Genomic DNA, 21,633 nt, shown 5'->3' on the forward strand with positions numbered 1-21,633 from the left:
TTCAGCTATTTAGCTTAGCCGCTCTTCCAGCTGTTCTTCCAAGCGATCTTCAAAGTGTGCTTCGCTGTATTGCTCTCTTAAGGTCCGTTTCAGTAATTTTCCGGCCGTGTTCTTTGGCAGTCCGTCAGCAAAAATAATTGATTTGGGTACTTTAAAAGCCGCCAGATGCTGGTGGCAGTGCTCAGTCAATTCAAACACCGTAGCGTCTTCGTCTGGTTTTAGCACGACCACAGCCGTAATAGCTTCAATCCATTTGTCGTGAGGTGTTCCGATAACAGCCACTTCTGCCACGGCGGAGTGCAGGTACAGAGCCTCTTCTACATCACGGCTGGCAACCAGAACGCCTCCGGTATTTACCACATCTTTAATCCGGTCGACAATATAGATAAAGCCTTCTTCATCGGCATACGCTAAATCGCCCGAGTGGAACCAGCCACCCTCAAAGGCTTCCCGGGTTTCGTCAGGTTTATCCCAGTAGCCAACCATTAAGTGGGGTGAGCGGTGCACAATCTCACCGCGTTCACCGGGAGCACAATCGACCATTGTTAGTGGATCAACAATACGAGTGGCAACTGACATGATTGGTTTGCCCGCCGAAGAGAGTCTTCCTGCATGTTCATCGGGGCCTAATACGGTAGCCAATGGCGCAATTTCACTTTGCCCGTAGCAGTTGTACAAACAACTGCCTGCTAGCCGCTGAGCCAGCTCTGCAGCAATTGGCGCGGGCATAATAGACGCGCCGTAGTAAATGTTTTTCAATGAGCTAAGGTCATACTGATCAAATGCGGAGTGACGTAATAACCCAATCCACACCGTTGGTGGCGCAAAAAACGAATTGATTTTCTCACGGATGATTGTCTCAAACACCCGTTCGGGTAGTGGCGCTTCCATCAGATAAGTCAGACTTCCGATCATCAATGCCGGCATCGTAAATACATGCATTTGCGCTGAGTGGTAAAGAGGCAAGGCGGCTAAAGATCGATCCGTATCTCTAAGGTCAAGATGGTGAATGCAGCTGGTATATTCGTTCATAAAAGAGCGGTGAGTATGCATCGCGCCTTTAGGCTGTGAAGTCGTACCTGAGGTATACAAAATCTGCACAATATCCGTATTGTTTACGACCACATCAGGCAATTGATCATTGCCTTGCGAGAGTGCAATGCTCAGGATATCCAATGTGTCGGTATGCCCCGTCTCAGCGCGTAGCCGACCGATAAAAGCCAATGATGTTGATTCCTGAACCGCTGCAACATGCTCGGCCAGTGTATCATCTACAAATACAGCCTTGGCTCCCGACTGTTCTAGCAGGTAGCTCAATTCATCCTTGACCAATGCAAAATTAATCGGCACATGAATCATTCCTGCACGCGCGCAGGCAAGCCAGAGTATTAAATAAGCATCCGAATTTTTACCATAAGCGGCCACCCGATCACCTTGTTGCAGACCTGTCGTCAGTAATCGGTTAGCTACACGATTAACGGCTAAATCCAGCTGTTGATAAGTCCAGCGGCGTTGTTGAAAGATGATGGCTTCTTTATGGGCAAAGCGCATAACAGAACGTGTTAGTCCGTCACCAATAGTATTGCCGGTAGCGGTGTGAATAAAAGGTAGTAAATCGGTTTGCATCGCGAATGGCCTCTAACGTTTTATTGTTTTTTTACATGGGCTTTATCGAGTTCTACCTAGTCTCTGTGAGTGACGCAAGCTAAACAATGATGAATTTGTCCAAAGCATTTAACGAATCAGGCCAGTCGGAGGGCAGGCGTTGCATATCATCCTTAAAGAAGGGAAATCTTTAGCCGATAAGACTTTCTAGAAAGAAAAAAAGAGATTCTTTATTAAGCGAGTTTCCCAGTCAACTTAGCCACGCTGCACCGGAGTTGGTTTGAATACAGATAATTTCCAAAAAAATACTGCTTACCTGGACGGTGTCTTGATGTCACTTGCTGGCGATAAGGTCATCATCATCAGTTATGGCGCTAAACAAGAACGGTTTTATGTATCTGCAAGCGGCGATGTAAACCGTTGTGGCGAGCAGGGACCAGTACCCGGAACAGAAAGCGACTTTGAACTGTATCGAATGGCATTTTTAGAAGCACTGATAGAGGGCGGTTCAATAATCGTACGCCAAATTGGTGTTGATACATTGCAACTACCCGCCACACTCGGTGGTGGAGCTGTCCCTATGGATTACCTGAGCGCCGCCAGTGTCAGCCTCAAAGGCGTACGCGCCCTTAATGCCGGAGAACTCAAAAAAGTGTACCAGCAAGGCGCTGATGGCGCGGTCGAATATCATGATTTTCTGAGCAAAGATCAGGTTAAAATCGCTATGATTAAACTGGTAGAAGCAGAGCAAGGTTAAAGGTTAAGGTAAAAGTTTGGTGGCTGAGTGAATCACTACAGTGTCATTTTTTACTATGCAGACGGTCACTCTTCAAGTTTTAGTGTGTGCTATAAACGCTAGGTGCCACGCCTGTCCAATTTTTAAAGGCCCGGCAAAATGCGGCCTGCTCTGTAAAGCCTATGAGCAGGCTGATATCGGCAATCGATAACGACTCTTCTGTTAATAGGCGTATTGCAGTGTCGCAGCGCAACCGGTCTTTGATCTGCTGATAACTCACGCCCTCATCTTTGAGTTTGCGGCGTAGTGTTCGTGCTGTCATGTGCATTGAGTCTGCTATTTGTTCTAATGTTGGCAAATGTTCTAAGCCTTGTTTAAACAATAAACGCCGTACTTGTGAGTGCAAAGAGCTGTCTTGCCCTACACGCCGTAATATTTCTAACGGTGACTGTAGTAAAAAAGTGGATAGCTCGTTCTGGTCTCTGACAATGGGTAAGTTGAGTAGTTTGGAGTGCAGTGTAAAGCCTGATGTCGGTTGCTCAAATAACAGCTGCCCGCCAAACATGGGAGGGTATTCATCAATATGAGCAGGCTCCGGGTAATTGAAACGGGTATGTAAAAAAGCTATTTTTTCATTTACCAGCCAACAGCTGAAACGCTGCCACATGAGTAACAAAAACTCTTGAAAAAGGTGGTCGGGATCATGTTTAGGATCACGTAGTGTGAGTGTGAAATCGACGCTATCATTGTGTTGGTTTATAGCAAACTCAATGTCGTTTTGTACTCTGTTATAAAAGCGCGCACTTTGATGCAGCATCCCACCGAGCGTTTTTGCCTGCAGTACCGATTCTGCCATCAGTTCAAACACTCCCAGATGGCAAGGGTTAGCCGTCAACCCCATAAACTCATCGCCGGTTTTACTCCATACACTACGAATTAGGTTCGCTAGCTGTACTTCTGTAATCCTGGCGCGCGGTTTATTCCTCAATTCCAGCGGAATGGCGGCCTGTATTAGTAACGCTTCAGCAGAAAATCCTGCTTTGAGTGCGCCGCTGATGGTGGCTTGGATGTAATGGTTGGAAACCAGCTTCTTTTTCATTTTGTTCTACGTGAAAACCCTGATGCCAGAGCATAACGCTATCGTCAGTGACTCGCTAGCGTTTGGTCATATCGAAAAGCTTGCGTGGACATTTTGGTTAAATAAAACGTCTCCAATCGTCATGGTCAGTACACATTGCCGCGGTTAATACTGGTGAAAAATTAAAACCTTCATTTATCGTGAAGGTTTTAGCGATGCGGTTTTATCAATGGAGTGTCACTACAGGTGAATATTAATAACAAAGTAGCGGTGGCCATTCGTATGGAGTCACGTTAATGCAAACTGAGGAAATGAACCTTTATCGGGATATGACTATTCGTGTGCTGACGAAGGAAGTCGCCCCTTTTTATGAAGCGTGGGAGTCTGATGGACAAATGCCGCGCAGACTCTGGAACACCTTAGGTGCAGCCGGTTTGTTAGGGGTGGATATGCCCGAGTGTTATGGGGCAGCTGAAGTATCGTTTGATGTGGCGCAGATGGTGCTTGAAGAAATCTCGCGTATGGGATTTGGCGGGCTGGCCAGTGGCCTGAATATTCACGCCAATATCGTCATGCCCTACATTCTGACTTATGGCAGTGATGAGCAAAAACAGCAGTGGTTACCTGACTTGATTTCTGGGAATGCTGTCGGTGCCATTGCCATGACAGAACCCGGTGCAGGCAGTGATTTAGCCGCTATCAGAACCCGTGCCGTTCGCCAGGGTGATAGCTGGTTTATTAATGGATCAAAGATATTTATCACCAATGGATTACACGCCGATGTGGTGATTGTTTGTGCGAAAACAGATCAGCAGGCGGGTGCGAAAGGGATATCGCTATTTTTGGTGGATACCCGAATGCCAGGCTTCTCTCGTGGGCCCGGGATTAAAAAAATTGGCCAGCATGCCAGCGATACCGTTGAGTTGTTTTTTGATGATCTGCTGATCCCGCATAATGCATTGCTCGGGGAGGAAAACTGTGGTTTTGCTTATTTGATGCAAGAATTGCCGCGCGAGCGCTTAGGCGTCGCCACACAAGCGGTGGGTTCGGCTGAAGGCGCATTAGCTCTGACGCTTGACTACGTGCAACAGCGCAAAGCTTTTGGGAAAAGTATCGCCGATTTTCAGAACACCCGCTTCAAACTGGCTGAAATAAAAACCCGGATAGAGATCTGTAAAGCGTATTTGAACCAATGTATGCGGCTATATCAGGCAGGACAGATGAACAGCCACGAAGCCTCTATTCTTAAATTGAGCTCGACCGAAATGCAGTGCTGGGTAGTGGATCAATGTCTGCAGTTGTTCGGTGGTTATGGCTACACGCAGGAATATCCCATCTCGCGCTTTTACCTCGATGCCCGCGTACAGACCTTGTATGCAGGTACTTCTGAAATCATGAAAGAAGTCATTGCCCGCGGCATGATCAATAAGAGAGAGACAAAATGAGCAATGCAAAAATTGCCGGTGTCGGCATGGTTAAGTTCAGTAAACCCGGACAACACCAACCTTATAAGGTGATGGTTAAACACGCCGTCGAAGCCGCACTTAAAGATGCCGGGATTAAGTTTACGGATATTCAACAGGCCTACGCCAGTTACATCTATGGCGACAGCACCTGTGGACAAAACGCACTTTACACTGTGGGTATGACCGGCATCCCGGTCATTAATGTGAATAACAACTGCTCTTCTGGCTCAACGGCGCTGTTTCTGGCGCGACAGGCAGTTGCATCCGGTGCAGTGGAGTGTGCATTGGCGTTTGGTTTTGAAGAGATGCAGCGTGGTGCATTGTCATCCCACTGGACAGACAGAGAATCACCATTTGACCCGATGCTGCAACAGCTTGATAGGGTTGCGCCTGAGGCACCCGCAGGCCCATTGGCGTTACGTATGTTTGGCTCGGCGGCTACGGCATATATCGATCAATATGGCGCAAATCCTGACATCTTTGCCAAAGTGGCGGTTAAAACACGCCAACATGCAGTAAAGAATCCATTCTCGTTATTCAGCAACGAGCTTAGCGTTGACGAAGTGATGTCTGCGCCGCCAATCTATGCACCTTACCTGACGCGTTTAATGGCATGTCCACCGACCTGTGGAGCAGCCGCTGTGATTGTTTGCAGCGAAGCGTTTGCACGTCGCCATGGCATTAAGGCATCAGTTGAAATTGCCGGACAAGCAATGGCGACCGATTTGGCCAACAGTTGGGATAACCCGATTGATCTGATTGGCGCGCAGATGACACGAAAAGCGGCGAGTGAAGCCTATCAGCAAGCAGGTATCGGAATTGATGAAGTGGATGTTGTTGAGCTGCATGACTGCTTTACGCCTAATGAAGTGATCACTTATGAAGCACTGGGTATGTGTGGAGAAGGGCAGGCCGAGCAGTTGATCAATGATGCCGAAAACACCTATGGTGGCCGCTTCGTGGTGAATCCGTCGGGCGGACTGATGTCTAAGGGTCATCCTATTGGTGCAACGGGTTTAGCCCAATGTGCAGAATTAGTCTGGCATTTACGCGGCGAGGCAGGTGCACGACAGGTGCCGAACGCCAGAATTGCGTTGCAGCACAATCTGGGATTGGGTGGCGCTGCCGTAGTGACGCTCTATAAAGCGTGCTGATAAGCTATTAAGTCAGAGAGCTGGTGATAATAAAACTTGTCCTTGATGGTAAGTTTTATTGTTTGCGCTCTGGGTTGTTGAGGATCAAACTGACATTAAATAATCCTGTTCCCGGAGCGCACCATGCAAGCTGAAGCTTTTTTTAATGAACTGTGGACTGATTACGTAAGCATCACACCACAGGCTAAGAAAATTCGTGATCTGTTTACCGCCACCGATGGTGAAGTGATCAATGATCATGTGGCTTTTCGTACCTTTGCTAACACGCCACTGCGCCTGGATCTGCTCGAACCTCTGATTTTAGCGATGGGATATGAGCGCCAGGACAGCTACGAATTTAAAGCTAAAAAATTACGTGCTCACAGCTATATCCATCCTAATCCGTTGGTGCCAAAAATATTCTGTTCTGAATTGCTGGTGAATCAGTTGAGTGATTCCGCGCAGAAAATTATCGGAAAATACACCGCAGAAATCACACAGCAACCTCAGGATCAAGCAGTGTTCTGGTCTGGCCGCCACTGGTCTATGCCTAGCTGGGAAGATTACAACACGATCATGACTGAGAGCGAATACGGCGCCTGGTTGCTGGCTATTGGCGTACGGGTTAACCACTTTACTGTCAGTATTAATCACCTCACCACGGCTGATGCCATTCACACTGTGCTGGGCCGTGTAAAAGACGCTGGTTTTAGTATCAATACGGTGGGTGGAGAAGTGAAAGGCACCCCTGAGTCTTTACTGGAACAAGCCTCTACATTGGCTGACCGTCAGGTATTTGAGTTTGCCAGAGGCGACCAGCACGAGATTCCAACCTGTTTTTATGAGTTTGCTAAACGCCACGCCGATGCTCAGGGTTTTGTTTATCAAGGCTTTATCGAAGCTAATGCAGATAAGATTTTCGAATCAACTAATGCTTCATAAAGTAAGTGCTTCATGAGTCAGTACTTAAGTAAGCCAATATTTATGTGATCCAAACGGGCTCTATCCATCGGGATTTAGTCCGTTAGCCCCTGTAATAAACCAGAATGCCTTTCTGGCTGTTCTGTGACCGGCCTCGCGAAAAAATATTTTGCATCAATGTACGTATATACCCGTCAGAGGAATTACACTCATTACTGAGTTTGACTGTAATTAGGGATAAATCATGAACGTCAAAGATCATTTTCGGCTAATGGCCGCCTACAATCGACGCTTGAATGAACAACTGTATCAGGCGGCGGCGAGTTTGCCTGAGGCGGAGCTTGAGCGTGATGTCGGTGCTTTTTTTAAATCTATTATGGGTTCGTTAAATCATATAGTGGTAGGGGATTTACTGTGGCTCTCACGATTTGCTACGCATGCAGAAAGTTATCAGTCCTTAGCTCGTCTGGAGACGTACCCGAAACCCGGTTCATTAGATGAGCGGCTGTTTGATGATTTTAATGCTTGCTGGGCTGTTCGGAAAGAACTGGATGAAATTATTCAGGAGTGGTTGTTGAGTGAAATTCTGGAAGTAGATTTTGATCGCGATCTCATATACAAAAATAGTAAGGGCGTAGCGAGTAGCCGCAATTTTGCGGAGCTGCTATTTCACTTCTTTAATCATCAAACGCATCATCGTGGCCAGATAAGCACATTGTTATATCAACAGGGTATAGATGTAGGGGTAACGGATTTTTTAATTGATATCCCGGATGCTTTGCGCGAGCAATAACGAGTTCTGGTTCACTGTAAAACGGGCTTGTCGGAGTAAAGATAAGCCCGCTTATTGTTCGTGATGACTATTATATAAAGCTGGCTATCAAGCCAATCAGCCCACCTAATACGCCTCCCCAGACAACTAACCAGCCAAGATGCTTTTTGATCATGTGTTGAATAATATTCTTCACCATTTCCGGTGTTAATTCATCCAGACGAGCGTCCACAATCGTTTCAATATGCTCGCTTATATCAGCGCCCAGTTTATCGGTACTCAGGCTTTGGTGAATGGCGGTCTGGAAACGTTCGCTATGGGCTATTTCTTCTAAAGCTACCCGCATTTTCTCTGATACGGGTTGGCGTAACGGTTCGAGTGCCTCTGAGCCGCCTACCATTTTAAGCATGGCACCCAGAGAAGAGGCATTGATGGCATCGATCAGTTTTTGAAAGATATTATCGTAATCGACAGCATCTAAAACGGGCGTGAAGTCTAACGTTTTTTTGGCAGACTCCTCTTCTGATTGAATAAAACGTTTAATGTTATCTGCGGTAAAAAATTGCAACATGATGATGTTTTTAATACCACTTTTGAAATCTTCGAACTGATTTGGAATAACACCGGATCCGTACAAAAAGGGTACTTTCTCAAATAACATATGAATTGCCAACCAATTTGTTATAGCACCAGAAAGTGAAAATAAGCCAATGGATAGCAGTACATTTGAATATACAGGTGAGAGGAGGCCTGCAATGACGAGCAGAAGGGCAACGAGATTAGTGATGAGGCTTTTATTCATAATAAAGAGCTGATTCTAGTATAAGGATGAGGAAAAGAATTTTAGTACATTATTGGCTCATAAGAGAGACTATTTGATGAAAGTTTACTGTTGCAATAGGACATAGATCTGCTTGCCGCCGATTTTAGGTTGGTATGCCGGATGCATCACTGTTTCCATAGTGCGTGGTTTCTTTTTTCAATAGCTAAACAGGCTTAGGGGCATCATTAATGGATATGGCAGCTATTCCATTCGGTACCACCGATTTGTCTGAAATTACGCCGACTCGACATGTCCGAGAGAAATGTTTTGCTTTATGGCGTACCCGTCAATGTGGCAATATTCGTGTGAGCATGGCGGAGTATTCTGCAGAAATTTCAACAGTGTTTTCAGGTGCCATTGAATACGATGCTTACGCTTTATTTAAGCTCTATGTATATATTAGTCATTTACAGCGTTAGTGACTAAATTCAACAGTTTTACCGGCCAGTCTTCATCCAGACACAAAAAGGCCCCCATCATTTCTGATGGGGGCCTTTTTAAAAATAGCTTAAATTAAACAGCTTTTTTGGTAGGTGCTTTAGCAGCAGCTACAGAGTCCTTGCTTTCAGCCAGGATAGCCTGAACTTCAGCAAAGTAAGCCTTAGTAGTTTCTGCAGATGCTTGAGCTTCGGTCTGTAGTGCTTCAAGTTTGGCTTTAGCTTCTTCAGATTTTACGGTAACAAAAGAAGTTAGCGCTTCAACGTCTTTGATTCCAGAAAGCGCTTTAAAATCAGCTTGTGCCTGAGCAATTTGTTTCTCAGCAGCCGCTTTCTGAAGTTCGAATGCTTTAGTAAAGGTAGCTGTATTTAGTTCGATCAGCTTCTGAACAGGAGCGCTAAAAGCAGAGAAGTCAGCAGTAGGAATATTCTTAAACATGATTTATATCCTTATAGGAAAATAGTTGATGGAGTGATGGTATAGATCTTTATGCTGCATCGCAACAATTTTATTTTTTATTGGGTGATATGTTTTTATAACTATCTGAAAATAAAAGATAATTATAAATAATATTTTTTGTGCAGATGCTTATATCATCGTATCTTTAGGTTGCGAGTTGACGTTTACAGCTTTGTTTCGCTCTCGCTGGCGCAGTCACAAAGGCTCAGGCCAGCGTCAGCTTAGGGAAAGTTGGATTGTTGCAATGGAGCCAAGGTTGATGCAACGTCAGAGGCGACAATGAGACGGTAATCGAAGCAAAACCAGATCAAGCGTTTTGGCAGGTTCGTGCCAAAAGCGGACGAATAATAGGCTCGATTTTATGAACGTTTAGATACAGTATTTGTAAATGATGGAGCAGTCATCACCTTCCTTTTCCTGTTTGACTGCTTGGGGTACTTAATTCAGTTTAGCAGCTCCTAACAACTAGGCCTGTAGAGCAGGGATAGATACTTATTCGTAGGCTCCGTTCCCATGCCTAAGGGGGTATGTGTTTCGAATGGGTAATCATAAGGTTTCCTCTATTGATGAAAAATGGGTAGTACGTTATTGGCTATGTCAGTCATACTGTCTTCTATGGGCCTATCGTTTTTCCTGAAATGAAGGCCGATGTGATCAACGCCAGCGGCCTTCATGCTTTCAAGTTCTTTTATGAGACCGTTGACACCGGTTTTTACCCCGAAACGTTGTCGTTCTATAGGGGCATTAACATCAGAAACTAAATCTAAATGAATGAAACTAACATAAGGTTTTGAGCCTGCGACCTTTCGCCATAAAGCGACACGATTTGTGTGATCTTCCGGTGTTCCCGGGTAGGCTAACCAACCATCCAGGTTCCCACCTATCCACTCAGGTGACTGTTGTGCGAGTCCTGCAACGTAAATAGGGAACTTAGGAACCTCAGGATAAATTTTTTGACCCAACATTAATTTCGAATTCGAATGGTCTTTTAGTACTTCAACAGCATCTCTGAATAGCTGCCCCCTAGACGCATAATTCACGCCAAACAATGGATACTCTGATGGTCTATCCCCGCTAGCTACGCCCAGTATCAGGCGATTGTGGCTTAATTCTGCTGTCGTATTAGCAGATTTTTTCACTAACCAAGGTTGTCTCAGGGGTAAAACGATTGCAGCAGTACCCAGTAAGATTTTATTAGTGACACCTGCTAAATAGCCAAGATAAGTGAAGGCTTCAAAAACTTGGGCGGCATCTCCAAAATCAGGGTCATACAATGGAACATCACGGACCCATGCGGTACTGAAGCCTAATCTATCAGCCAGCTGAATCCGTTCCTTGTGCAAAGACAGATCAGGCACACCGAATGGTCTACCGGCTTTTACACCTTTACTTTGTCCTTCTTGAGACCAGTCGTTATCTAAAGGCAGCTCAACGCCAATTGAGAAGCCTAAATTCTGTAATTTGTCGAAAGTCATATACACTCCTCTATCATCTATGGGGGCTTCCCCCCCAGGCATTTGGTTTTAGGCTGTCTTAGCTTGTTCTCGTGAATCCAGGAAACCAGATACGTTTGTTAGAATGATTGCAACAACAACGATTAAGGCGCCAATCCAGGGTGTATCGACTAGCTCCATATCTTCAACCACCCTACCGCCAATAATTGAACCGATAGCAATGCCGACATTGAATGCGGCGATATTTAATCCAGAAGCAACATCGACTGCATTAGGTGCATATTTTTCAGCTAGTTGCACAACGTATACCTGTAGCCCCGGAACATTGCCGAATGCAAAAGCGCCCCATATAAGCACGGTAATGACGGCAGCAATTTGATTGCCAGCGGTGAAGGCTAAAAGTACCAAAGCAAGTGCGGTGAAAATGATGTTAAGCGCTTTCACCGGCCCCAGTTTATCAGCCAATTTACCGCCCCAGATGTTACCTACAGCAACAGATACACCGTAGACAAGCATGATCAATCCTATTGAACTGGATTCAAAACCCGACACTTGTTCTAAAATAGGAGCAAGATAAGTGAAAGCGACAAATGTACCGCCATAACCCACAGCCGTCATTGCATACACTAACAACAACCTGGGTTGAGTCAGTACTTTTAACTGCTCAGAAAGCTTTGCCGGTGCCGGTTGTTTTAAGTTTGAAGGGACTAGAATTGCGCTGCCAATCATAGCGACCAGGCCAAGTACAGCAACAATTAGAAACGTGGTTTGCCAACCAAACGTTTGACCAATGTAAGTACCCAGCGGCACACCGGTTACTAACGCCACAGTCAAACCAGTAAACATAATCGCAATGGCACTGGCCGCTTTCTCTTTGGGAACCAGGCCTGTCGCGATGGTAGAGCCAATAGAGAAAAACACACCGTGCGCCAAACCGGTCAAAATACGGGCAAAAATCAAGGTGTTGTATCCAGGTGATTGCCACGCTAATAAGTTGCCGGCGACAAAGAGCGCCATCACCGTAATTAGTACGTGTTTACGATTCCATTTCCCGGTCAGCGCGGTTAAAACGGGTGCACCAATGGCAACGCCAAGGGCGTAAAGACTCACTAACAGCCCGGCTGATGGTATAGAGACGTTTAAATCGGAGGCCATGGTTGGAATTAATCCAACAATAACAAATTCTGTGGTTCCAATAGCAAAGGCGCTGAGCGCCAATGCAAGAAGAGCTAAGGGCATACTATTACTCACTATGGTTGTTTGGTTTCACATCACGATAGGAGGGTGAGGGTGCCATCCGCCATATCGTATTTTGTTTTGATGGCGGCATTATGCATACATATTTACTTGTGAAAAACAGATGTATTAACAAATAATATTTGTTATAAATGCAATAAAATATCTGAGGTCGAGAACCGAACTCTTGAATACCGTAGTATTAGGGTAATGACATGCTGACGCGATCTGATGATTTAGAAATATTGCTGACCGTGGTTGATAGCGGTGGATTTTCTGCTGCCGCAGAGGCATTAGATATTCAAGTGGCTCGTGTATCGAGGGCGGTGAGCAAGGTAGAGAAGCAGCTCGGTGTCACTATACTCAATCGCACCACAAGGCGGATAGAGTTAACCGATGAAGGGCGTCAGTTTATTGAATCGGTTCGCATCGGGTTAATCCAGATTCAACAGGCTGAAGAGGAGATTATTTCCCGGGGAGCGCTGCCGAAAGGTCGATTGCGCGTGGATGCCGCCAGCCCGTTTGTTTTTCATCAGTTAGTCCCACTGGTGCAAGCATTTAACCACGAGTATCCCGATATCGAATTGGAACTCACGTCCAATGAAGGGTTTGTTGATTTACTCGAAAAGAAAACCGACTTAGCGATTCGGATTGGACAATTGAGTGATTCGACCCTTAATGCAAGGCCTTTGGGGATAAGCTTGTTATACATTGTGGCTGCTCCCGACTATTTATCGAGACGAGGTTTTCCAAAGAAAACAAGTGACCTTGTGAATCATGATACCATTGGATTCTCTGGTGCCAAGGTGCTTAACGATTGGCCGCTGAGAGATTTTGATACATTAAAGCCAGTGCTGGTATCCAGCAACGGTGAAACAGTGAGGCAACTGGCCTTAGCGGGTAATGGTATCGCTTGTTTATCGGGCTTCATGATCAAGAAAGATCTTGAAGAAGGCCGTTTAATCCCTCTGCTTGAGAGCGAAAAACTGACCAATACAGGTAGGGAACAGATCAACGCGGTATTCTATAAATCATCGTCGGTGGCCAAGCGTATTTCTGCCTTTATTGATTTTATTCAACCCAGATTATTGCTGTAAAAATTCATTGCCTCATCGTTTACTGACTATTGCACATTTTAACAAATATTATTTTTTTATTGCTGTAAATATTATTGTTCCGCTTGCTAATATGTATTCATATATTGGGGGGGGATAGTTATGACGAATTTACTTTTTCGGAGGTTCTTTAGTAAAAAGTCGCTTGTCGAAGCTGTTTATTGGTAGAAGGTACTAGCATTATGAATACGGGTAGTTAAGAGCCTCGAACCCCCGCCCCCCCCGCATGCGGGTCTGCACAGAGTGTTTTATTCAGTATTTGTCCGCCATCGCGTAAGGAATAAAGGGCGATAGATATTTAAATAAATATGGGATAATTTATTATTAATCTCGGAGATATTACACAGCGTGTTTAACACGATATCTCCCCCTTTGTTCTATCGCTATCATTTCATGCCGTGGTTGGTTTAGTTCTTAGGGTCGACACCGGAAGTTTAACAGTCCAAACAGCTATCGGTAGTCCCAGTCGTTTAACAACAGTAAAAGACACGCTAATGATCATTCAGGAAACCATCGTTACATTCACAAACCAGTGGATTAACGGTGCCAGTGGTGCTGCCAATATCTTCATCGTGGTCTAGCATGTGGCTGATTAACGCATCACTAGCAACACCGATGCTTAGGGTGTTGGTCAATATAATCGGTGTTTCAATCGTTCCCATCTCCTCGACTTGCATCAGTCCCATGGACTTTCCGAAGCCGTTTATGACGTGTACTGCGGCTTGAACTTTGTTCTGATACAGGTTCCCTTCGTGGGGCAGGATGGCCGTCACTCCAGTTTTAATTCCGCCCTCGGAGAGGGTGAGGTGGCCGACTTTTACGCCTTCAATATCGGTGATTGAATTTTTTTCGCCGGGATCTAGCTCACCAATCACAATGCCATAATCGCGTATACGTTTTTGTCCTCGCATCTGCTAATGCTCCTGTACGGGTGATTTTGCGAGTGCCGGGCGAATTTCACCGACAGCCTGACCTCGGGAATTTAATATCTTTGGGTTGATGTGAGCGCTGAGTTTTTGTTTCTCGGTTTTTGATAAAGCACCTATACGGTCAAGAATTTCTAGCAAGGCAACCGAATGAGCGCGGGCGTTGCCGTCGGCGATCTTTAATGCGATGCCCAGGCCGCGATCAGGCAGTGCCGCCATAAAAAAACCTTCAGCACCGGTTTTTGCCAGCACAGCACCCTTAGTCACATCTATCAGGTCACTGGAGACGGCACCCTCTCCGGCGAGATAGAAGGGTTCATTGGTGATCGCCGCTTGAATGCGTTTAATCGCTTTGCCACGCCGCTCTGATAGGCCTGCCGGGTTGGCGAAACGCGCCATAGCGATACCAAGATTTCTTAACGGCAAGCTCAGTGCAGGAAAACCACAGCCATCGATCGCCATTCGGTGGAGGTCAAGCTTAAATTGTGCAAGATCAGAGATGATATCGAACGACAACTGCTGCACTGGGTGGGCGGCTTGGTGATAACCTTCTACCGGTTGTTGCAGGTGCAGTGCGGTTGCCATAAAGCCGGTATGTTTACCCGAGCAGTTATGGTGCACACGACAGCAATCTTGACCGGATGCCAGCAATGCGTGAGCGCTCGGCACATCCATCGGCAGTTGTGCACCGCAGGCTAGTTGGTTTTGGTCCAACCCCAAACGGTTTAGCAACTCACTCACTCGCTCAATGTGCATCGGCTGTCCCAGATGAGACGCACAGGCCAACGATATCTCTGCGTCAGTCAGGGCATAATGATCACTGGCGCCACTCTCTATCAGGCCGATCGCTTGAATCGGTTTTATGGCCGAGCGGGGGAACACTAATTGATCAATATCTCCCCAGCTTTCCTGAACGTTACCGTTAAAGTCGCAAACAACGGCGGCACCGAAATGTTGGCTTTCGACCGTGCTGCCGCGTGTAACCTCAACAAAAAGTTCGTAGGACATAAAAAAACTCCAAGATATTAATTCGCAATGATAGGTTCACAACCATCAGGTTATGGTCGATGATGGACCACCGGTCATTGCCAATATCAGTCGATTCATTACAATAAAATCATCGACTATTGTCTGTATACAAGCGTCAGTCGTTGAGGCTACGAGAGCCTTAACATACTGAGCAGTTGGTACCAATAGGCGTATTGAGGCGAATGTTAAGGTGCTCAATTAGGCCTTTTACAACACGGTTAGTGTTGAATAATTTGGCTGAGAAACTCTTTGCCGCGTGCTGACTGTGGGTTGGCAAAAAAGCTGTCCGGATCCGACTCCTCAATGATTTTTCCTGCGTCCATAAAGATAACTCGATCGGCGATTTTCTTGGTAAACCCCATCTCGTGGGTAACACAGAGCATGGTCATGCCACCTTCTGCCAACTCCACCATGGTATCGAGAACTTCAGAAACCATCTCCGGATCTAGCGCCGATGTCGGTTCATCGAACAGCATCAGCTTAGGCTTCATACACAGTGCTCGGGCTATGGCTACACGCTGCTGCTGTCCACCCGATAACTGACCTGGAAACTTGTTGGCATGCTGAGGAATATGGACCCGCTGCGAAGGCCGCACCGCTAATTGCCGTCATCATTGTTTTTATTTTGATCATCATGAACCTCATTGGGTTAGTCGCGAATTTTTCGAAAGATCCCGGCCTTAGCTCTTGCTACTCAAGATCCGAAATTGGGGGATATTTAAAATCTGAAGCAGCCGGCAAGGCCTGTCCTTCGATTAGATCAATTTCGTTGGCTCTCCTTGAGTTAGCGATTTTAGCGCCTCCGTGATTGATAAAAACAATATGGCGATTATCACTTTCAGTCCAATACCGTTATCAGGCGAGGTCATGCAAATAATGCATCAGGTGGTGGGGGTTACTATACTTGCGTATACTAAAGATGGTTTTACCTAACTTGTTAACAATGTACATGTTGAGATTATTATCATGGAACTCAAGTGGTTAGAGGATTACCTTAGCCTGTGTAATTCTGGGAATTTTCGTGTTTCTTCCGAACAGCGATTCGTTTCTCAACCTGCGTTCAGTCGACGCATCAAGGCACTGGAAACCTGGATAGGTGCTGAACTCATCGATCGCACTAGCTACCCAGTACAGCCAACCGACGCGGGACAAGAGTTTAAATCGGTAGCTCAACATATCGTGAGTCTGTCCTACCAGGCCCGCAACGACATCAGAGAGCAAATCAGAGGCAGTGAGGAAAAACTCTGTATTGCTACGTTAAACACATTAGCTGAGTTCTTTATTCCTTCCTGGTTAAAAGAGCTAAAGCCTTTTGTTGAAACGGAATTTTTCAGTGTTAGAACAGATTTTAGGAGCATTGATGCCTATCTGAGTGCCTTGGATGAAGGAATTGTCGATTTCTATATCAGCTACGAAGATAACTCTAAGTCCGTGTTAATCGATGCTGATAAATATCCTTCGCTGTTGCTAGGCACAGAAACGATGGTGCCAGTAGCGAGTCCTGACAGCGATGGCAGGACGAAGTGGTGGCTCCCCTCCAGCCCTCAGGCTCCAATACCTTATCTCCAATATACGAGTGCCAGTATTCGTCTGCACTCGTTCGTCGAGAGTCACCTTAAGAAACGCTATAGCGACCTTACCTTCACCCCAGCTTACGAAGCTTCGTTTACCACCGCGTTAAAGGCGATGGCGATAGAAGGCTATGGTGTAGCTTGGCTACCATACACAATAATTCGAGATGATCTGGTTAACGGTAAGCTGGTGCGAGTTGCTGAGGAAAGCGACGACATTTTGATTGATATTAAAATTTTTAAGTGTGCAGCCATCGTTGAATCGAGGGTGGACGCGTTCTGGCAGACGTTAATGCAACATTCATTACCTTAAAATAGTGCTGCAATATCAGCAAAAAACCAGCTTCATTTCGCCTTGCGACCTAAATGGCTCAGAGTCGAGCAAGCGTTTTGGCGAGTTAGTGCCAAAAGCGGAATTTTAGAGCTTGCTAATATAATATCGCACCTGCTAACCCTCAGTTCCAAAACCGGTCATAGACAGTAATCCTAAAGATAGGCGAGTCACAATCCAATGCGGACCCTAAGCCGGAGCGCTTAAGTTATGGGGTCACAGTCTATCCTGGGTATAAAAGTGTCAGGATTTTTTACAATGTTCGAATGTAGATAGCCGCTGCCGATAGCGGAAGTCACCTCGAAGTCGCAAAGTTTGCATAGGGTCGCTTTGCGACGTAAATGGCTCTGAGTCGAGCCAGATCAAGCGCTCGGGCAGGTTCGTGAGCCGGACATAGACAGTAATCGTAAAGATAGCCCGCTTTCGACCCACCTCAGTCCAATCATTATTGCGTAAACGGTTCAGTAAATTACAGATACTGTTGTTAGCACTCGCTAACCCGTAAGGCTATATATCGCGTAAATTTGGCGTTGAATTGGCGCTTGCCTTTAACTAAAAGTTAGTTAGCTGCGCTTTAAATAACATTTTGTCGCTCTATCACCCTGGCAAGTTAGCCGGAGATGAAGGATGTTTTTTTGATTCAGTAAATATTTCTTACAGGCCACGCTAAATGTTTTGTGGTTGCCAGACAAACGAAACAGATTAAAAAGTGGCGGGCCTCGCCAGCCGTCATCGCAGTCGCGGACCAGCCATTGATAATGGATGCTCAGCTAATAGGGCCTTTTTTAGGCACTTAGTGTCATTATTTTTTACATCTAAAACTCATTAAATTTTAATTAATATTTAAGTATATGTATTAATAGATATTTTTTATTTGGCCCGATTATTGCTTTTAACAAACCAGATGATGCTCAATTTATTATAGAGCCTCAATATACTTGCAGTTACATAAGGAAATACTAATGACTCTATCCCGTATGGTTATCGCTAGCGCTTTAAGCGCTGGCATTATGCTCTCTAGTTCATATGCTTCGGCAACCGTTATACAGGTAGGTATCGGAAGCTTCTCAGGGACGCCTGTAATTAATTTCGAAGATCTTAGTGGGTACTCAGCGCTACCACCAGGATACGGATCAACCTCAGGCTTCAGCTTTTCAGGTAGCACTAAATCCTATCCGAATAGCGCATACGGCGGTACCCTCCAGACCAACGCGACGGCTCTTGGGCTAGGTACTCAAGGTGGCACTTGGGGGGGGGCTGGATCATATGGAAGTGGTTTTGATCTGACTACTGCGGCGGGCAGCGTTGGCTTTTACATTGGCTCGAACGTTGCCATTGAAAACGCTGTCGTATCGCTATTCGATAGCGCCACATTACTAGGCTCTTTTACTTATAACTTCGCCGTAAACCAGTGGGGATTTGTTGGCTTACAATCCGACACTGCATTTAATCGCGTAACTATTGGCGACGAAACTAATTGTGCTGGCACCTGTGTCCACCAAATTGATAACATTATGCTTGAGACTGCATCCGTCCCAGAACCCGGCACTCTAGCACTACTCGGCCTAGGGCTTGCTGGCCTTGGATGGAAAAGACGTAAGAACGCTTAGACAAAAGACCTGATGTTAAAGCCCGCTTCGGTGGGCTTTTTATTACCCGCAATCTGAGGATGCTAACGACCGCTTGTTGCAGGGAGTCCAATTATCTATTCTTATATGGAGACGCTTGTTTGTCCGGTTAGGGTCGATAGCGACTAAAGGGCTCTGAGTCGAACAAGATCAAGCATTTAGGCAGGTGGCAAAAGCCGACATTCTCTTCTTAAGAAGGCGCTAAGTACTAATTGAATTGATCAAACCCAGTTCGGTAAAAAATGGTCTTTCATATTCGTTCTCAAATAAATTTTCTATCGCCGCACAGTCGGGAAGGTCTCCCCCTGCGCATTGGGATGCCATCAACTCTAGGTTGCTTTTTAGTCACCAACCGGTCTCTGTGAGACTTGGAGTAAAAACTTATTTTTAAAAAAATAGCCTCATTATCTTTACATGTATTAAAATTCATATATATTATATTTCATATATGTTTACTTTGGTAAATCACGAAGGTCTTGTTATGAATCCAGTACAGTTTTACAAATGCCTAGCTGACGAGACTCGACTGAAATGCATGTTGCTTATTGAACATGAAAATGAGCTATGTGTTTGTGAGCTAACTGAAGCTCTACAAGAAATCCAACCTAAGATTTCTAGGCACCTCGCTCAGTTACGTCAGTGCGGGCTGCTGATGGATCGTCGACAGGGGAAGTGGATTTTTTATCGCATTAATCCTGCACTGCCTGAGTGGAGCAAAAAAATCATCACTGATACGACGTTAAGTAACACAGTTTTTCTTAAGGAAAGTCTAGCGAAATTAAGCGATATGGGTGGTCGTCCTGAAAGAATGGCTGCTTGCTGCTAAATAAATTTAGCTATACATATATGAAAATTCATATGTTTTTGTTTTGAAAAAGGAAATCAACATGGGTATTTTTGAGCGCTACCTCTCAATATGGGTTGCTCTGTGCATAGCGGCTGGTGTTCTTCTAGGGTATTGGATACCAGGTATATTTTCTATCATTGCGAAGTTAGAAGTCGCCCATGTAAACCTGGTCGTTGCCGTTCTCATTTGGGTCATGATTTATCCGATGATGGTTCAAATTGATTTCTCCAAGATAAGAGATGTGGGGAAGAAGCCGCGAGGGCTTGTCCTTACACTTGTCATCAATTGGCTGATAAAACCATTTACGATGGCGGCGTTGGGATGGTTGTTTTTCAAAGTGCTATTTATTGATTATGTTGATCCCGCATCAGCGAGTGAATATATAGCCGGCATGATTTTACTGGGTGTAGCCCCTTGTACGGCGATGGTCTTTGTATGGAGTCAACTGACTAAAGGTGACGCTAACTACACACTGGTACAAGTGTCCGTAAATGACATCATCATGATTTTTGCCTTTGCTCCAATCACCGCTTTTCTATTGGGCGTTAGTGACATTACTGTCCCATGGGGAACCTTGGTGATATCGGTAGTGCTCTACGTTCTTTTACCGTTAATTGCTGGCGTAATTACCCGTCATTATCTTGAGAAAAGTAATGATGGAGAACAGATTACTTCATTTCTATCCAGTGTAAAGCCTTGGTCTATTGTGGGTTTGCTAGGCACCGTTATTCTTTTGTTTGGCTTTCAGGCACTGAGAATTCTGGAGCAGCCACTGATTATTATGTTGATAGCCATTCCATTGTTAATTCAAACCTATGGGATTTTTGCAATAGCCTACGGTGCAGCCAAAGTATTGAAACTGCCGTACAGCATAGCGGCCCCTGCCTGCATGATCGCTACGTCCAACTTTTTTGAACTCGCCGTTGCAGTCGCTATATCGCTGTTTGGCTTACATTCAGGGGCCGCGTTGGCCACGGTTGTTGGCGTATTAGTTGAAGTTCCTGTGATGCTATCTCTCGTCTTCTTTGCAAATAAAACGCAGCATTGGTTTGCTTCGAATAAATAGTATGAAATCCCATCTGATCGGGTAAGGAGTTCGCATGAAAAGAAATCAGTACTCTGTATTGAAATGTGCCTGCATATTTTTGGCATCTATGCTCAGTTTTTATGTATCCATGGTAAAGGGCAGTAGTTTAGAGGTTGAGCAATTAGCACCTAATATCTACTCAGTTATTGGCCCACTGGAGCAACGTTCTGAACTAAACCTGGCAAATAATGCGACCTTTGGTTTTATCATTTCAGAATCAGGGGTTATCTTGATTGATAGTGGCGGGACTCTTGAGGGAGCTAAAGCACTAGAGGAAATAATTCACACAATAACGCCTAAGCCTATCACCCATATCATCAATACAGGGGGACAAGATCACCGCTGGTTTGGTAACCGCTATTTTACTGATAAAGGAGCGGTCACTCTAACCTCTACAATGACTCAAGCCGATCAGCAACAACGCGGCTCATTGCAGGCCATCAGTACAGCAATACTAACCGGTAAGAACTGGTCGGGCACTGACCCTCAAGCCGCTCAAAGAGCTATCTCAGTTGATACGACATTAGACATTCCTGGAATCACGCTTCAAATAATCCCCGTGGGGCCTGCCCATACCGGAGGGGAAACGCTTGTCTGGCTTCCTCAGAAAAAAGTGCTTTTTAGTGGTGATGTTGTATATGTCGAGCGCATGCTAGGTATTGGTTCTCAGTCTCATCATCGCGAATGGATTAAAGCGTTTGAAAAAATAGTGGAATTAAACCCTGACATCATAGTTCCAGGGCATGGGCACCCAACTACATTAAAAATAGCGACTCAAGATACCTATAACTACCTTACATTCCTGAGAAATGAAGTAGACAAATTTCTTCAAGCAGGTGAAGACATTAGCTCAGTAAACTTAATCGACCAATCACGATTTAGTTACTTAAAAGTGTATGAGCAGATTAAAAACCGAAATGCACAGCGTGTATTCGAAGAGATGGAGTGGGAATAATGTCACCGTTGATAGAGGATTTT

19 protein-coding genes and 2 pseudogenes are annotated in these 21,633 nt (G+C 45.3%); 12 read left to right on the forward strand and 9 right to left on the reverse strand.

Annotation, left to right across the window (positions count from 1 at the left end):
• Positions 1 to 9: 9 nt before the first annotated feature.
• Complete coding sequence (locus Nant_RS20180; protein WP_054343493.1) at positions 10 to 1,626, reverse strand: fatty acyl-CoA synthetase; 1,617 nt, start codon at positions 1,624 to 1,626, stop codon at positions 10 to 12.
• A gap of 259 nt (positions 1,627 to 1,885) precedes the next feature.
• On the opposite strand from Nant_RS20180, the gene Nant_RS20185 reads away from it, so the two are divergent.
• A complete protein-coding gene (locus Nant_RS20185) occupies positions 1,886 to 2,362 on the forward strand; it encodes a hypothetical protein (RefSeq protein WP_054343494.1) in 477 nt (158 codons plus the stop codon).
• A 79-nt stretch (positions 2,363 to 2,441) separates the two neighbouring features.
• Here Nant_RS20185 and Nant_RS20190 read toward each other — a convergent pair whose 3' ends face one another.
• Positions 2,442 to 3,440: an AraC family transcriptional regulator gene (locus tag Nant_RS20190; protein WP_054343495.1), complete on the reverse strand. Its 999-nt coding sequence runs from the start codon at positions 3,438 to 3,440 to the stop codon at positions 2,442 to 2,444.
• A gap of 275 nt (positions 3,441 to 3,715) precedes the next feature.
• Here Nant_RS20190 and Nant_RS20195 point away from each other — a divergent pair, with 275 nt between their 5' ends.
• From Nant_RS20195 to Nant_RS20210, 4 genes are all read left to right on the forward strand, one after another.
• On the forward strand, positions 3,716 to 4,864 hold the full coding sequence (locus Nant_RS20195; protein ID WP_054343496.1) for an acyl-CoA dehydrogenase family protein: 1,149 nt from the start codon (positions 3,716 to 3,718) through the stop codon (positions 4,862 to 4,864).
• On the forward strand, positions 4,861 to 6,039 hold the full coding sequence (locus tag Nant_RS20200; protein ID WP_054343497.1) for a lipid-transfer protein: 1,179 nt from the start codon (positions 4,861 to 4,863) through the stop codon (positions 6,037 to 6,039). The genes Nant_RS20195 and Nant_RS20200 overlap by 4 nt, the downstream gene beginning before the upstream one ends.
• A gap of 123 nt (positions 6,040 to 6,162) precedes the next feature.
• Positions 6,163 to 6,960: a DUF1338 domain-containing protein gene (locus tag Nant_RS20205; protein ID WP_054343498.1), complete on the forward strand. Its 798-nt coding sequence runs from the start codon at positions 6,163 to 6,165 to the stop codon at positions 6,958 to 6,960.
• A gap of 223 nt (positions 6,961 to 7,183) precedes the next feature.
• Positions 7,184 to 7,732 (forward strand): DinB family protein, encoded by a 549-nt coding sequence (locus tag Nant_RS20210; RefSeq protein ID WP_054343499.1) that lies wholly within the window; start codon positions 7,184 to 7,186, stop codon positions 7,730 to 7,732.
• A 70-nt stretch (positions 7,733 to 7,802) separates the two neighbouring features.
• Here the strand turns inward: Nant_RS20210 and Nant_RS20215 are convergent, their stop codons facing one another.
• Positions 7,803 to 8,372 (reverse strand): DUF445 family protein, encoded by a 570-nt coding sequence (locus Nant_RS20215; RefSeq protein WP_238377212.1) that lies wholly within the window; start codon positions 8,370 to 8,372, stop codon positions 7,803 to 7,805.
• Positions 8,373 to 8,722: 350 nt separating this feature from the next.
• On the opposite strand from Nant_RS20215, the gene Nant_RS20220 reads away from it, so the two are divergent.
• Entirely contained in the window at positions 8,723 to 8,953 is a 231-nt protein-coding gene (locus Nant_RS20220; RefSeq protein ID WP_054343501.1) for a hypothetical protein, read from the forward strand.
• 94 nt (positions 8,954 to 9,047) lie between these two features.
• Here Nant_RS20220 and Nant_RS20225 read toward each other — a convergent pair whose 3' ends face one another.
• The 3 genes from Nant_RS20225 to Nant_RS20235 form a co-directional block, all read right to left on the reverse strand.
• Positions 9,048 to 9,410 (reverse strand): hypothetical protein, encoded by a 363-nt coding sequence (locus Nant_RS20225; RefSeq protein ID WP_054343502.1) that lies wholly within the window; start codon positions 9,408 to 9,410, stop codon positions 9,048 to 9,050.
• 581 nt (positions 9,411 to 9,991) lie between these two features.
• On the reverse strand, positions 9,992 to 10,906 hold the full coding sequence (locus tag Nant_RS20230; protein WP_054343503.1) for a TIGR03571 family LLM class oxidoreductase: 915 nt from the start codon (positions 10,904 to 10,906) through the stop codon (positions 9,992 to 9,994).
• Between the two features lie 48 nt (positions 10,907 to 10,954).
• Entirely contained in the window at positions 10,955 to 12,124 is a 1,170-nt protein-coding gene (locus Nant_RS20235; RefSeq protein ID WP_054343504.1) for an MFS transporter, read from the reverse strand.
• Positions 12,125 to 12,336: 212 nt separating this feature from the next.
• Between Nant_RS20235 and Nant_RS20240 the strand changes: the two genes are divergently transcribed.
• On the forward strand, positions 12,337 to 13,218 hold the full coding sequence (locus Nant_RS20240; protein WP_054343505.1) for a LysR family transcriptional regulator: 882 nt from the start codon (positions 12,337 to 12,339) through the stop codon (positions 13,216 to 13,218).
• A 509-nt stretch (positions 13,219 to 13,727) separates the two neighbouring features.
• Here Nant_RS20240 and Nant_RS20245 read toward each other — a convergent pair.
• From Nant_RS20245 to Nant_RS20255, 3 genes and pseudogenes are all read right to left on the reverse strand, one after another.
• Positions 13,728 to 14,147, reverse strand: a complete 420-nt coding sequence (locus Nant_RS20245; protein ID WP_082400449.1) for a P1 family peptidase — start codon at positions 14,145 to 14,147, stop codon at positions 13,728 to 13,730.
• Positions 14,148 to 14,150: 3 nt separating this feature from the next.
• Entirely contained in the window at positions 14,151 to 15,170 is a 1,020-nt protein-coding gene (locus Nant_RS20250; protein WP_054343506.1) for an asparaginase, read from the reverse strand.
• 239 nt (positions 15,171 to 15,409) lie between these two features.
• A pseudogene (locus Nant_RS20255) lies at positions 15,410 to 15,772 on the reverse strand (amino acid ABC transporter ATP-binding protein); the annotation flags it as partial.
• Positions 15,773 to 16,157: 385 nt separating this feature from the next.
• Here Nant_RS20255 and Nant_RS20260 point away from each other — a divergent pair.
• From Nant_RS20260 to Nant_RS20280, 5 genes and pseudogenes are all read left to right on the forward strand, one after another.
• Positions 16,158 to 17,075: a LysR family transcriptional regulator gene (locus Nant_RS20260; RefSeq protein WP_054343507.1), complete on the forward strand. Its 918-nt coding sequence runs from the start codon at positions 16,158 to 16,160 to the stop codon at positions 17,073 to 17,075.
• Positions 17,076 to 18,622: 1,547 nt separating this feature from the next.
• Positions 18,623 to 18,703: pseudogene (locus Nant_RS21960) on the forward strand (PEP-CTERM sorting domain-containing protein); the annotation flags it as partial.
• Positions 18,704 to 19,202: 499 nt separating this feature from the next.
• Positions 19,203 to 19,547 carry a metalloregulator ArsR/SmtB family transcription factor gene (locus Nant_RS20270; protein ID WP_054343509.1) on the forward strand — a complete coding sequence of 115 codons (345 nt, stop codon included), beginning with the start codon at positions 19,203 to 19,205 and terminating at the stop codon, positions 19,545 to 19,547.
• A 61-nt stretch (positions 19,548 to 19,608) separates the two neighbouring features.
• Positions 19,609 to 20,634 (forward strand): ACR3 family arsenite efflux transporter, encoded by a 1,026-nt coding sequence (arsB, locus tag Nant_RS20275; RefSeq protein ID WP_054343510.1) that lies wholly within the window; start codon positions 19,609 to 19,611, stop codon positions 20,632 to 20,634.
• 34 nt (positions 20,635 to 20,668) lie between these two features.
• Complete coding sequence (locus tag Nant_RS20280; protein WP_054343511.1) at positions 20,669 to 21,610, forward strand: MBL fold metallo-hydrolase; 942 nt, start codon at positions 20,669 to 20,671, stop codon at positions 21,608 to 21,610.
• Positions 21,611 to 21,633: the final 23 nt, after the last annotated feature.

Origin of the sequence: Neptunomonas antarctica, assembly GCF_001305295.1 — a bacterium.
Lineage (GTDB): Bacteria > Pseudomonadota > Gammaproteobacteria > Pseudomonadales > Balneatricaceae > Neptunomonas > Neptunomonas antarctica.

Bases quoted from the DNA above. Each gene is read 5' to 3' on its own strand.
- Nant_RS20260 (WP_054343507.1), top strand. From the start codon at position 16,158: ATGGAACTCAAGTGGTTAGAGGATTACCTTAGCCTGTGTAATTCTGGG.
- Nant_RS20280 (WP_054343511.1), top strand. From the start codon at position 20,669: ATGAAAAGAAATCAGTACTCTGTATTGAAATGTGCCTGCATATTTTTG.
- Nant_RS20235 (WP_054343504.1), bottom strand. From the start codon at position 12,124: ATGCCCTTAGCTCTTCTTGCATTGGCGCTCAGCGCCTTTGCTATTGGA.
- Nant_RS20240 (WP_054343505.1), top strand. From the start codon at position 12,337: ATGCTGACGCGATCTGATGATTTAGAAATATTGCTGACCGTGGTTGAT.
- Nant_RS20230 (WP_054343503.1), bottom strand. From the start codon at position 10,906: ATGACTTTCGACAAATTACAGAATTTAGGCTTCTCAATTGGCGTTGAG.
- Nant_RS20245 (WP_082400449.1), bottom strand. From the start codon at position 14,147: ATGCGAGGACAAAAACGTATACGCGATTATGGCATTGTGATTGGTGAG.
- Nant_RS20210 (WP_054343499.1), top strand. From the start codon at position 7,184: ATGAACGTCAAAGATCATTTTCGGCTAATGGCCGCCTACAATCGACGC.
- Nant_RS20250 (WP_054343506.1), bottom strand. From the start codon at position 15,170: ATGTCCTACGAACTTTTTGTTGAGGTTACACGCGGCAGCACGGTCGAA.
- arsB (WP_054343510.1), top strand. From the start codon at position 19,609: ATGGGTATTTTTGAGCGCTACCTCTCAATATGGGTTGCTCTGTGCATA.
- Nant_RS20220 (WP_054343501.1), top strand. From the start codon at position 8,723: ATGGATATGGCAGCTATTCCATTCGGTACCACCGATTTGTCTGAAATT.
- Nant_RS20225 (WP_054343502.1), bottom strand. From the start codon at position 9,410: ATGTTTAAGAATATTCCTACTGCTGACTTCTCTGCTTTTAGCGCTCCT.
- Nant_RS20195 (WP_054343496.1), top strand. From the start codon at position 3,716: ATGCAAACTGAGGAAATGAACCTTTATCGGGATATGACTATTCGTGTG.
- Nant_RS20180 (WP_054343493.1), bottom strand. From the start codon at position 1,626: ATGCAAACCGATTTACTACCTTTTATTCACACCGCTACCGGCAATACT.
- Nant_RS20215 (WP_238377212.1), bottom strand. From the start codon at position 8,372: ATGTTATTTGAGAAAGTACCCTTTTTGTACGGATCCGGTGTTATTCCA.
- Nant_RS20205 (WP_054343498.1), top strand. From the start codon at position 6,163: ATGCAAGCTGAAGCTTTTTTTAATGAACTGTGGACTGATTACGTAAGC.
- Nant_RS20190 (WP_054343495.1), bottom strand. From the start codon at position 3,440: ATGAAAAAGAAGCTGGTTTCCAACCATTACATCCAAGCCACCATCAGC.
- Nant_RS20200 (WP_054343497.1), top strand. From the start codon at position 4,861: ATGAGCAATGCAAAAATTGCCGGTGTCGGCATGGTTAAGTTCAGTAAA.
- Nant_RS20270 (WP_054343509.1), top strand. From the start codon at position 19,203: ATGAATCCAGTACAGTTTTACAAATGCCTAGCTGACGAGACTCGACTG.